The sequence below is a fragment of the Halopseudomonas sp. genome, assembly GCF_036961105.1.
Taxonomy (GTDB): Bacteria; Pseudomonadota; Gammaproteobacteria; order Pseudomonadales; family Pseudomonadaceae; genus Halopseudomonas.
The window spans coordinates 162,505-174,496 of the sequence record NZ_JBALWW010000004.1 but is presented as its reverse complement, the minus strand read 5'-3'; the positions used below and the strand labels follow the sequence as shown (position 1 = coordinate 174,496).

The 11,992-nt window shown below is 50.1% G+C and carries 10 protein-coding genes; 4 read left to right on the top strand and 6 right to left on the bottom strand.

The genetic code is table 11. The features are described 5' to 3' along the window. Positions 1-47 precede the first annotated feature (47 nt). From V7756_RS07165 to hrpB, 6 genes are all read right to left on the bottom strand, one after another. A complete protein-coding gene (locus tag V7756_RS07165) occupies positions 48-446 on the bottom strand; it encodes a hypothetical protein (protein WP_335609468.1) in 399 nt (132 codons plus the stop codon). Between the two features lie 445 nt (positions 447-891). Continuing rightward, complete coding sequence (locus V7756_RS07160; RefSeq protein WP_335609467.1) at positions 892-1,308, bottom strand: hypothetical protein; 417 nt, start codon at positions 1,306-1,308, stop codon at positions 892-894. Positions 1,309-1,332: 24 nt separating this feature from the next. Continuing rightward, positions 1,333-3,423: a hypothetical protein gene (locus V7756_RS07155; protein ID WP_335609466.1), complete on the bottom strand. Its 2,091-nt coding sequence runs from the start codon at positions 3,421-3,423 to the stop codon at positions 1,333-1,335. Further along, positions 3,420-5,366: a hypothetical protein gene (locus V7756_RS07150; RefSeq protein ID WP_335609465.1), complete on the bottom strand. Its 1,947-nt coding sequence runs from the start codon at positions 5,364-5,366 to the stop codon at positions 3,420-3,422. Before V7756_RS07150 ends, V7756_RS07155 begins: the two co-directional genes overlap by 4 nt. Then, positions 5,363-6,808 carry a site-specific integrase gene (locus V7756_RS07145; RefSeq protein ID WP_335609464.1) on the bottom strand — a complete coding sequence of 482 codons (1,446 nt, stop codon included), beginning with the start codon at positions 6,806-6,808 and terminating at the stop codon, positions 5,363-5,365. Before V7756_RS07145 ends, V7756_RS07150 begins: the two co-directional genes overlap by 4 nt. Before the next feature lie 67 nt (positions 6,809-6,875). Then, entirely contained in the window at positions 6,876-9,359 is a 2,484-nt protein-coding gene (hrpB, locus tag V7756_RS07140; protein ID WP_335609463.1) for an ATP-dependent helicase HrpB, read from the bottom strand. Between the two features lie 153 nt (positions 9,360-9,512). On the opposite strand from hrpB, the gene V7756_RS07135 reads away from it, so the two are divergent. From V7756_RS07135 to V7756_RS07120, 4 genes are all read left to right on the top strand, one after another. Next, on the top strand, positions 9,513-9,923 hold the full coding sequence (locus V7756_RS07135; RefSeq protein ID WP_335609462.1) for a polyribonucleotide nucleotidyltransferase: 411 nt from the start codon (positions 9,513-9,515) through the stop codon (positions 9,921-9,923). Continuing rightward, positions 9,923-10,804, top strand: coding sequence for a cation diffusion facilitator family transporter (locus V7756_RS07130; RefSeq protein WP_335609461.1), 882 nt, complete (start codon positions 9,923-9,925; stop codon positions 10,802-10,804). The genes V7756_RS07135 and V7756_RS07130 overlap by 1 nt, the downstream gene beginning before the upstream one ends. A gap of 321 nt (positions 10,805-11,125) precedes the next feature. Further along, positions 11,126-11,614 (top strand): Lrp/AsnC family transcriptional regulator, encoded by a 489-nt coding sequence (locus V7756_RS07125; protein WP_335609460.1) that lies wholly within the window; start codon positions 11,126-11,128, stop codon positions 11,612-11,614. A 76-nt stretch (positions 11,615-11,690) separates the two neighbouring features. Further along, the gene (locus V7756_RS07120; RefSeq protein WP_335609459.1) at positions 11,691-11,888 is read left to right on the top strand and encodes a DUF2788 domain-containing protein; all 198 of its coding nucleotides are present in this window, start codon (positions 11,691-11,693) and stop codon (positions 11,886-11,888) included. The last annotated feature ends 104 nt before the right edge of the window (positions 11,889-11,992 follow it).

The window sequence follows — 11,992 nt, the reverse complement described above, 5'->3', positions numbered from 1 at the left end:
TTATAAGCCCTTCCCGTTTACATCAAGTCGTTCGCATGTCTTTTTTATCAGAGCCCTAAGTCTTTCCCTAATAGATACCTTTTATAGCTGTCGGTGAGCACATCCCCCAGATCAACTCCTTGAGGAAGATTTTGTTTCAATGAAGAGATTATCTTATCGCCTAGCTCGTCAGCAATTACTAGCCTGCTGAAAACAAGAGCGCTATAAAGAGAGGGGTCGACTTCCATCAGTCTCACGATTATTCCCAGGCCCGAAAGATCCTTTCTGTAATCCGGATTATTAACGCCCACTGGGGCGAAAGTGTCACAGATCTTCATGCCATCAAGATCCGTGCCTATAGTAGAAGTTAGGATCTTGGAGCGGAGCACGCTAATGCCATATGGGCTGGGCTTAAAATTAGCAATCGCTTCCCTGAGAGTTTCTGCACGAGTTAAACTATCTTTCATAAGTAATTACTCTAAGGTTTGCCTAATTCGGTACACGCTGTGGGGCTTCTGAAATATGAGTTGCCAGGCGAGAGGGTGCAAATATTCGCCCGAAGCTTATTATCATCGGTGTATACGAACGCCGGTCGCGCAAGCCGGACAAACACTTAACAGCTTCGCCATAAGAGTTCGCGTTGCTCATGAGATTTCGATCCTGCTGTAATAAGTCCAGCATCTATATCCGATAAACTTCTTTTGTCGGGTGTACTTTCGTCGAAGTTGTACCCATGGAGTAGGGCTCGCGGCCCATGATGCTAGCACACCGTCATTCTGCTACTGAGGACTTCACGTGCATCATAAATAGCATCGGTCAGAATATAGTGGAGACAAGCAGCACGCTCTAAGCCGGAAAAAAAGGGCAGTTAGCAACTGCCCTGTATTAAGGCTGCCAGGAAAAACCGGAAAACTATTTAATTCTTTTGAATGTAAACACCTTTCCTGAATTATAGAGCTGACTCTCAAGTTGCTTCACCTTAGTTGCTAGCAACAACTCCCGTGATAATGACTGCTCTAAAAGTACCTGTAAGCGGTCTCGCTCACCCTTGTATTTCTGCCACCTATCTCTTTCTCGCCTTTGAATCTCGGCCCTTGATAAAGTTGTACCTTCTTGAACTTTTTTAAATGATTCTATTTGGGCGATAATCGCTTGATGAACAGGGCGCTGCTTCTTTAAGTAACCACTATCAAATCCTGCTTCTTGAGAAACTACTGATGCAGTTATTTTATCCAGCGCAAGGCCTATGAATTTTTCGTTTTCTGGGCGCTTTTCCTTAAGACGGCAAAAAGCTTCATAGCATGCGGAAACACCGTTGACCTTAGCCAAAATACACCCCTGCAATCAAATCCATCAATCCATTTTTTTTGCTTTAAATTTAACGAGGCTTTCCAGCTCGTCTTTAGTTGCGTAATATTCAGCAGAAGCCGGATCATAGCGCTCCAATTCCGCCTGGGTAGAGACTATTAAACCATCAATTGAGCTTGATTTTATTACAGCACATTTACTGTCTAAACACTGTGCAAACTCTCCAAGAATCGAGCACTCGCATGTATCTATATTAGTACACCCACCTAAAAATGTTTTACGATAGCTAATCTCTCCATTTCTTAGCTTTTTCGCCGTTTCTTCTTTAAATTCTTCTACCAGGACTTCTCCATCCTCCAGTCTTTTACGAGCATGCTCTAGGTAACCTCCTTCCTTACCATGCAAAGTGGAACCACCATCTAGCAGATCCGTCAATATTGCTTCTGCTGCGTCAAGGGACATACCTATTTGTAATTCATACGAAATATGACTTATAGGAAGAACATACGCCTTCTGCTCAAAATCATAATGCCCAAATATGGTTTTAATATTTTTATTATTGCGACTGTAATACTTAGTCATTTCTTGAGCCAGATGCTTAAACTGCCGCATCAGTGATGGCGTTGATACAAAACCACTATTTGCAGCATAAAAAGCTAAAGAACGACGATATTGATGGGCGGTAAAAGGCCAGGACTGGCCTACTCGGAATTTAACCTCAGATGAGAAATCACGATCGGGATCGCTTGCCTGGAGAATCTCGTAATCCTCATCCGTTATAATAAATTGCGGATCACTCTCAAACGATTTGGCTCTGGGCTTAAAAGTACACACCTCAACTCGTTCTTTAGGAAAGTTGTTTTTCATAAACAGCTTTACCGTACTGACCAGTAAAGGGCACTCCTCTGAAGAGAGTTTTGCAAAAGCTGCATACCCCCGCACTACCCTTTGTAATACAGAGACTGCATCGACTACAATAGGATGAGCAAGCCAAGACTCCTCCTTCCGAAAACCGCTGAACTTGGTCGTTGTAGATAATAGTTGTACACATTCTGGCTTAGTCACAATATTACCTGACGAGCTTTTCACCTCATCCTCCAGATTATGCTTTATTATGCAATCATAAGGCAGCCGATTGACCTCATCAAAGCGCATCCCGGTATAAATGTGTATCAGGGATTTCATTTCGTATTGAATTCTACTCAAAACACCAACAAGTTTTGCCCTGCCATTAGCCCTAAAGTCATGGTGCTTAAATAGGATTTCCATTTTATAGTTGGCGATGGCTTCCTCGAAGGTCGGCTGTAGAACATAGTCTAAAACTCCAGCATCCCTGCGGGCTCGCTGCTGGACTTTTTTTCCTAAACCATAATAAGGATCTGAAAATTGCTCTAAAAATAACTCAAGCCCGATTGTACTTTCCTTTAGAAAAAAAACTCTTTCTGTCAAAAGATTAATAGCTTGAAGATATATTCTAGCGGGTATCAGTGGATGCTGATGATACGTTAGCTTTTCATGAACAACTACATCAGTTATGACGCTATACCCTAGCACGTCTACACCTATAATGTTTAGATGCCGCAATAACGCATGTAATGTTTGCTTTTGCCTTCTCTCTCCTACTGTTTCCGAGCCGATTGATTTAGCAAACGCAGCCAAGTACATCGGATTACAAAACAAATCTGATAATTTCAAAGAACCAACCAGCGGACTCACCCTGGCTTGAATACAGTATTCGGAAGCTTTTATTACTAACAGGAAATATTTATAAAGCGTGGTTACTCCCAAGCACCCTGCAGCCCCACTGCTAGCGAAATACATTAGAGAAAACATTATCTCTTTAGCTTCATTTATAATAGCCAAGCCCGCTTCCGACTTAAGCTCTGCATTAATACGGCCAAAGTTAAAAACGCAATTACCTGTAGCACCGAGCCGGTATGGTTTTAAATTCCACTCTAACCAATCATAAACCGCAGTGGGCGTCCCTTCTTTATCCCGACATATTATAAAATTATCCGGGACATTCAAACCGGTCGAATATTCATAGACATCAGGCTCCGAAAAGCCAATTAGATCGCTCTTGATCGACGCCAAACCAAGGTAGGTCTGATTTGAATAAGAACCGAGCTTTCTCACAAAATATACTCCTCTTCCTTATTCATGAAAACCAGACCCAAGGATTCATATCTCTGAAGGCGGCTTTCCCAGTATGATGTAAGTTCTCCAAACTCAAAAACTCGCCGGCTATATAATGCTACATTTTTTCTGCCTGCATCTGACTTAATCTTAACCTGAAACAGTATATTCCTAATTCTGGCTTGAAGTGTAGAGAAAAGCTCTTTTGCTTTATCAGAGTCTGAAACACCATTCATAACCCCAGTGATAATGTAAAGGAGGCTGAAAAGTTTATGTGTATCTTCTTCGTCGTTTGCATGACAAATATAGTGCGAACAAAACAGGCAGCCATACTGAGTTTTACAGTCAGGAATTATAGGCGGAGAGTCTATAGCAAGCTGTGGATTCAAAAAGTCATCGCAATGCCCCGACGCAATTTTACGGTGCTTTTCGCTGCTATCGACTTCTACTACCGTAACATGGGAAGCGGCTTCGTTCACCGCTTCCCAAAACCTTGAAAACTCTTTACGCGACTTATCAGGCGACACTTCCATGTAATGATTTTCATTCGTTGAAACTGTATGATTCATCACCATACCGACTGTTTCTTTTTCTACGTTCGGGTCCTCATGAAGAAAAATACTTTTTGTCTTCCTAAGCTGCCTGGGCGTGAGCCTAGCAAATTCTGGCGGCATAAATATACCGATAACCTTTTTGTCTTGAAAACTTCGTACATTTTCCTCTCGTAGCTTTGTAGCACTCCACGATTTAACTTTTAGACCAAAAAACAAATACTTAAATTCACAGCCGTCAAGCACCCATTCTCTTAGCCGCAAATAATTTCGCAAAATATGAACGCCACTAGCAGCTAGCTCGTATTGTAGAACCCGGCCAGCGGCTCTTAGCTTTACCACCCTAAAACTCTTATTAGTTATTGATTTCGATATATTCCATCCGCCCTCGAACTCGATTTTACCTATTTCCGAGATATACGCGCCCGTCAACATCATAAAGAGCATTTGGAAAGACTGCATTGCCGTAGCTGCCAGAGCTCTACGAGATTTTGACCGCGGGTCTCTGTTGGCCGCAAAGTTATTTCTATGAGCTTGTTTTAGGTCTTCTCTAAGAAACGATTCCTTCCTATCAGGTATCTTTGCAAAAAACTCACTTTCTGTTGCAATCCTACCCAGCTCATAATTGTAGACTTTTGCGGGCCTATAACAGTATGGGGTTACCCTATGATTCGAGTATGGAAACAGGTAGGTTTCATAGTCAGGCATTTCTAACAGGCACGGGAATGTTTTATGCTGCAAAAGAAAACTGGTTAAACCACTAGCCAAACCTTCGTACACCTTGGCCGCATAACGCAGCTCACTCATTTCTCTCGGCAAGGTTTTATTTACCTCACCCGAAAACCTTATTGTATTCCTTGAAATATGATCAGATACTGAAGAATCAAACATAACAGAGATTATTTGACAAACTTGGGACTGCAGCAACTGGGCGCTTCTTGGAGTAATTTTGTTAACTCCAACCTCATGCCTTAGTTCAGAAGTCAGTATGATGTAAAACTCATGCGTCTTTTCAATTGATCTTAGAAAATTTTCAGCTCCCTCGTACTTATCAATTTTTAAAAATGCAGTTCTGATCTTTTGTAAAAAGCCGAGCAATGAATTCTCTGAGTAACCAGAAGACAATATATGATCGACAAGCTTCCTTATAAACTCGCATCTATGCTCTAGCAACGTGCTTTCTACAACAAGATATGGAGCCCCACCTGCAGAAGCCTTCGATTTCTGGAATCGTCTTTTCAGATAGGCAATAGCACCAATATCATACGGCCCTACCTTATTTGACTTAGGAAGATATAGAAGCAGCTTTTGCGGATGAGCCAATTCAATATCCAGAAGGTCCTTGAGCCTGAGAACCTCCGTTTCTCTTTCTGAATAAGCGTCAGACATCATTCCTTAACACCTCCATCAGAGCCATATATTTCAAGGATTTGATTTTCATATGACCCTTGGGCTGCCACTCTTTCGTCAACTGCGTCAAATAACTTCAAGTAATTCTCTGTCGTGAGCCGATCAGAATGATGCATTCGCTTCTGAACCATGGATATAATGTCACCATCTGTAACTAACCCCTTTGCAGAAAGCGGCTGAAGCCACCTGTAATACCCCAACGCATAAGTTGCTCTAGTCCAGTGAAAAGTAAAATCCTTTGGAAAAAAATCTTTCGCATACTTTAATATTTTCTTTTTTGTATAATATGTGTTGCGGCCTTGCGATTTACTTTTCGTAATTTTGTATCTAGGATCACTCTTTGCCATATAGTGAGCATCGCCTTCTGGCGAGAGAAAAATATACATATCGCCTTCACCAAGAATCGCTCCATTCTTAGATACAAATTTACTACGCCTCTCTCTCGCCTTCTTACAATTTGCGTACGTTCTAATCATATCCACTACAGTCTGCGGAAAATATAACGCCTGCTTTTTATCGAACTTGGTATCAATTCCAGTGCCAGGCCCCGCAAGAATTTTATAAGTTCCATCTTTTAGTTTTTTTTCCGGCGAAAAACCATCTAAGTGCTTCATCCGCATGGTAAGAATAGTTTGCTTCCTCGCACCAGTCTCCATCCCAACTAAGTGCATAATACGCTCGTCTACAGAGAAATGTTCTAAATTAAGAACCCTTACCAACTCTATTCTTTCGTGTTCCTTTAACGGCCTAAGCTCCTCTCCGTACTCGCTAACAAAGCCCACATGAACCGGGGCTCCTTTATTATAAGATCGTAACGTTTGCCCTCTTTTTTCAACATTAACACTATAAGCCCTACCATGAGAGCCTTTAAGAAACAACGTCAACGATTTAACAGAATCAACTCTTTCAATATCAATTATTGAGCCAGGCTGCTTTGATAGATAGCTATATAAGTCGTATGTAACTCTTGTTTTTTTGTTCAACAAATTTCTTTTTAGCGTACCAGCTTCAACATCTCTAACCAGCTCAGAAAAATATCTATAGGTAGGCCTCATTGGTTTTCGGCAAGTAAAGTCCATATAATTTATGTTGTTTTTCTCACAAAAAATCTTATAGTCCAGCAACCAAGCCGCTTTCTGTCTAACTGAATTAGATAACGAGTACCCTTTTTTATGGTCTCTCGCGGCTTTAAATAAAAAAAGGTTTGCCTCATCCCACGGGGAGCCATCTGAATTAAGCAAGAATGGAAACAAATAAACGTCATGCCGCTCATCGAAAGCAGAATTAGGTGTAGTGAAATAGGATATTTCATCACTACATACTTTTTGTATTGATGATTCATTAAGCTGGTAGGAACTTATTTCAGAAAAAACATTCGGCACATGACGAATGATGATTACTCGTTCTTGTTTAGATAAGCCCATGACACCCCCTCAAAGCACAGCGAATTGTCAACCGCATGTTTTCACACATGACCAGTCAATCTCTAACTTACCACTTGTGCTTGGGGTAGCGACCTTTCATATCCTTTTTAACCTCGGCATAACTGCCCTGCCAGAAGCCTGCCAGATCCTGAGTGACCTGCACCGGGCGCTGCGCCGGCGACAACAGCTGCAGCTTGAGCGCTTGACGCCCGCGCGCGATGCGCGGCGTGTCGACACTGCCGAACATTTCCTGCAGGCGCACCGAGATGCTTGGCGGCGTTTCGCTGTAGTCGATGCGAATGCGCGAGCCGGTCGGTACCGTCCAATGGCTTGGCGCCTGCTCATCCAGTTGCTGTGGCAGGGGCCAGGGCAATTGGCTGGCAAGCATGCCCGCGAGCTCCAGATTGGCGAAGTGCGCCAACCGGGCGACCTTGTCCAGATAAGGTGCAAGCCAGATGTCCAGCGTAGCGAGCAGCGCCTGGTCCGACAGATCCGGCCACTCGCTCGTGCCGGTATCGGCCAGGTCCAACGCGCGCAGCAGGGCGATGCGTGCCTGCCACTGGCGTAGCGCCGGCGTCCAGGGCAGCAACGCCAATCCTTGCCGGCGTACCACATCACAGAGCGCGCGCTGGCGTTGCTGCGGATCGATCTGCGGCAGCGCTGTGCGCTGCCATACCAGCTCGCCGATACGCTCCTGACGTTCGGCCAGAAGGCTCTCGCTGCGTGCGTCCCAAGCGAGGGTATCGCGCTGACTCAGCAGTGCAGGCTGCAGCGACAGCAGCGCCGGCACATCCAGCTCTGCCGCCAGGAATATTCGCGCGTTACGCTGCGCCACCTGCCCGCCCAGTGCGGCAACTGCCAACCAGCCGGACTGCTGCAACGAGTCGGGCTCAATAAAGGCGGCGGCGCGGCCATTGGCCAGCCGGTACTCGCCGCCCACCTCGCCACGGCGCTGGGCGATGCGATCCGGGTAGGCCAGCGCCAGGAGTACGCCCACCCACTTATCATGCGCCGGATCGCTTACCGGATTCTCCCGCGGTAGGCGCTGCAGCTGCCTCAGCCACTGCTCGGACAGCTTACGCGCACGCTGCAAGGCGCCGCGATCAACCTCAGCGCCGCGCGCATCGTCAAACAGCGCCAGGCGCAGGCTGGCATCAACGCTGGCGGCACGGCGCAGCAGATCGCGCTCATCGACGATAGCCGCCAGACGGGCGGCTATCGGGCCAAGACCAAAGCGCTGCCCCAATACCAACATGTGCGCCAAGCGCGGGTGCATAGGCAGACGCATCAGGGTTTCGCCGTGCGCCGTCAGTTGCCAGCCCTGTTCGTTCTGCTGCATGGCACCGAGACGCTGCAACAGCTCCCGTCCCTGCTGCAATGCTGCCGCTGGCGGCGGGTCGAGCCAGACCAATTCGCCAGCGTCCTGTATACCCCAATGCGCCAACTGCAAAGCCAGGGGGGCCAGATCGGCCTGACGAATCTCCGGCTCGCGCTGAGCCGCCAGTTGATCGTGCTGCTGGGCGGACCAGAGCCGATAGCAGACTCCAGGTTCCAGGCGCCCAGCGCGGCCCGCCCGTTGCTCGGCTGCGGCGCGCGACACCCGGCGCGTCTGTAGCCGCGTCATGCCCGTCTGCGGATCAAAAGCCGCTTCGCGTGACAGTCCGGCATCCACCACCACCCGAATGCCCTCAATGGTCAGGCTGGTTTCGGCGATGGCGGTGGCCAGCACCACCTTGCGCTGGCCAGCAGGTGCCGGCTGAATGGCCTGGCGCTGCATAGCGAAATCAAGCTCGCCATAGAGTGGCGTCACCCGGACCTGCGGCTGCTGTGCCAGCGCCTGCTCCAGCTGCGCCTGTACGCGGCGAATTTCGGCCGTGCCAGGCAAAAACACCAACACGCTGCCGCTTTGTTCATCAAGCGCCTGCAATACAGTCTGACAGACCAGTGGCTCGACAAATTGCCTGGGCTCCCAAGGCGCGCCGTACCTCACCTCGACCGGATACTGGCGCCCCATACTGGTGATCACAGGCGCATCGTTCAGCAACTGGCTAACGCCCTGCGCGTCCAGGGTGGCCGACATCACCAGCAGACGCAGCGGCTGCTCGTCGCGCAGGTACTCCTGTGTCTGCACGCAAAGCGCCAGCCCCAGATCCGCGTCCAGGCTGCGCTCGTGAAACTCGTCAAAGATCACCAGGCCGATACCCGAAAGCTCGGGATCAGACTGTAACTGACGCTGCAATATGCCTTCGGTGACTACTTCGATGCGGGTCGCTGCGCTGACCTTACTGTCGAGGCGAATCCGGTAACCCACGGTTTGCCCCACCGGCTCACCCAGCATGTCGGCCAAACGTTCAGCCGCCGCGCGCGCTGCCAGCCGTCGCGGTTCCAGCAGAATGATTTTCTGATCACCCAGCCAGGGCGCGTCCAGCAGCGCCAGCGGCACCAGCGTAGTCTTGCCAGCGCCCGGTGGCGCCTGCAGCACTGCCGCCGTACTCTGCTCCAGCGCGTGCAGCAACTGCGGCAGCACCTGGCTGACGGGTAAATCGCTCATGATGTGGCCGTGTTGGTAAATGAGAGGCGCATTATACGGGTTGCAGGCTTTCAGTCAGCCGGGGGCGCAGATATGCTATGAGCAACGAACGCCAGCGCGGCGGCATTGCCGCCGCTGGCCTTCGCCCCTTCCCCCCTCAGGAGACTTGCTGTCATGCGTCTGAAGCCCCTTGCCTGTATTCTGCTCGCCACTGCCCTGACCACTCAATTGACCGCCTGCGGCACTGTCTTCTACCCTGAGCGCCGGGGACAGATCAGCGGCGAGATCGACACCGGCGTCGCCATTCTCAACGGCATAGGTTTGCTGTTTTACATAGTGCCCGGCGTGATTGCCTTTGCCGTGGATTTTGCCACCGGCGCCATATACCTGCCGGACGCCCGCTACAGCCTTGAACCCTCACAGCTCGAACCGGCAATCGACGCTGACGGCAAGATCGACAAGAGCAAGTTGCAAGCTATTCTGCACCGTGAACTGAATCTTGATCTGCCGCTGGATCAAGCACAAGAAAGCGCGCAACCATCACCCAGCCACATTGCCCTGCTGCACCACACACCGCGCGCTTGATGCAGCAGCGAACTCAGGACCCCGCCGAACACGCGCGACTGCTGAAACTGGCGACCCGCGCTTCGGTGGCTGTCGCGCTGTTGCTGATTGCGCTCAAGGCCGGGGTCTGGCTGGCGTCAGGATCGGTCAGCCTGCTGGCCGGCCTGATCGACTCACTGATGGACGCCGCAGCCTCGATTATCAACCTGTTTGCCGTTGGCTACGCGCTCAAACCGGCCGATCGGGAGCATCGCTTTGGGCACGGCAAAGCAGAGGCCCTGGCCGGGCTGGCCCAGGCTGCCTTTATTACCGGTTCTGCCGTGCTGGTACTGCTCCAGGGTATCAACCGGCTGCTGCATCCAGAACCGCTGGACGGCGCCTGGGCGGGCATTGCCGTGATGCTGTTCTCGATCCTGGCAACCGTTGGCCTGTTGGCGCTGCAGCGTCACGTGATCAAACGCACCGGTTCCACCGCCATTATCGCCGACGCCCTGCATTACCGCTCCGATCTGCTGCTTAACCTCAGCGTCATCGCCGCGCTGCTACTGGCGAGTCTGGGCATTCAGCGTGCCGATGCCCTGTTCGGCCTGGGTATCGCCCTGTTTATCGCGTTCGGTGCGTTGCAGATCGGCCGCCAGGCGGTGCAGATTCTGATGGACCGCGAGCTGCCTGATGCGGTGCGTGCCCACGCCTTGCAACTGGCACGCTCGATTCCCGGTGTACTGGATATTCATGACCTGCGCACCCGCGAATCCGGGCAGCACTGGTTCATGCAGCTGCATCTGGAGCTGCCGGCCGAGCTCAGCCTGGCCGAGGCGCATGAGCGCGGCGAGCAGGTACGTCTGGCGATAGTCGCGCATTACCCGCAGGCTGAAGTGCTGGTACACAAAGACCCGGCCTGAAACGCGGTCAAACCAGGCAGCAACAAAAAGGCGAGCCACCCCTTGGGTAGCTCGCCTTTTTTACGTCCTCCTGTCTCCTTTTGGGATCTTGCCTTGCTCCCGTGCCTTGTGAGCTGGGTAACCGGCTGGCGACACACCTGGTAAGTGCGCTTGCCCCGTCTCGCTGGATAAGCGAGCCGGCTGGACGACCGGTTCTGGCTGAAACTGTTGACTATAGTAGGCCGAGCGCAGCGAAATAACTTATCTAATATTGCACTTAAACTTGCCTATACAACAATAATTAGCTAAAAATCGCACAAACTGCGCAATATGGATTAAATCATGAATTCCGTTAACCTGGATCGCTACGATCTGAAGATTCTCGCTGCCCTGCAACACGACGCCCGCATCAGCAACCAGGAGTTGGCCGAGCGCATTGGTCTCTCGCCCTCGCCCTGCTCGCGTCGTGTCAAACAGCTGGAGGACAGCGGGCTGATCCGACGTCAGGTGGCATTGCTGGACCCGGCCATGCTGGGGCTCAAGCTGACCGCTTTCGTGATGATAGGTATGGATCGCCATACGCCGGAACGCTTTGCCGGCTTCGAAGCCGTCATTCGTCAATGCCCCGAAGTGCTCGACTGCTGCCTGGTCACCGGCATGGACGCAGACTATCACCTGCGGGTGGTGGTACCCGATATGGAACACTACCAACAATTGTTGCTGGGCACCCTCACGCGCATCGAGGGTGTGTCGAGCGTGCGTTCCAGTTTTGTTCTAAGCCAAGTGCTGGCAAGTACTGAACTGCCGCTCAAGCATCTGGGTCTGAATTGAACGCAGAATTGGAAAACCAAAGGGTAGTTACCGTTATACTAGCGACCCTTTTTCTACCGTCTGGAGGCGTCATCCCATGACTTACGATCAATTCGAAGCCATCGCCATGCCACTGATGATCCTTGGCCTGGTTGCGTTCATGGGCTTTATCATCTGGGATCTGGCAAAAAAATCGAAAGCCGGGCGCTACGGTACGGCAGTACTGTTCAGCGTCCTGGGGCTAGGCGTGTTTGCTTTTGTGATCAAGGAAGTGGCCATCGCCTTTATTGGCTAACCTTCAAGCCCGCAATATCCAGCCAGCCGATCAACCGCGCCGACCGAAATACCATCAAATCTGACTGATTTGTCCCCTGCACAAAGAACTGAATCCTGATTCAC

What these genes read in the sequence shown, in the direction of transcription:
- V7756_RS07130 (WP_335609461.1), top strand. Translation starts at nt 9,923, where the DNA reads ATGCAGCAGCGAACTCAGGACCCCGCCGAACACGCGCGACTGCTGAAA.
- V7756_RS07145 (WP_335609464.1), bottom strand. Translation starts at nt 6,808, where the DNA reads ATGGGCTTATCTAAACAAGAACGAGTAATCATCATTCGTCATGTGCCG.
- V7756_RS07120 (WP_335609459.1), top strand. Translation starts at nt 11,691, where the DNA reads ATGACTTACGATCAATTCGAAGCCATCGCCATGCCACTGATGATCCTT.
- V7756_RS07165 (WP_335609468.1), bottom strand. Translation starts at nt 446, where the DNA reads ATGAAAGATAGTTTAACTCGTGCAGAAACTCTCAGGGAAGCGATTGCT.
- V7756_RS07125 (WP_335609460.1), top strand. Translation starts at nt 11,126, where the DNA reads ATGAATTCCGTTAACCTGGATCGCTACGATCTGAAGATTCTCGCTGCC.
- V7756_RS07135 (WP_335609462.1), top strand. Translation starts at nt 9,513, where the DNA reads ATGCGTCTGAAGCCCCTTGCCTGTATTCTGCTCGCCACTGCCCTGACC.
- V7756_RS07150 (WP_335609465.1), bottom strand. Translation starts at nt 5,366, where the DNA reads ATGATGTCTGACGCTTATTCAGAAAGAGAAACGGAGGTTCTCAGGCTC.
- hrpB (WP_335609463.1), bottom strand. Translation starts at nt 9,359, where the DNA reads ATGAGCGATTTACCCGTCAGCCAGGTGCTGCCGCAGTTGCTGCACGCG.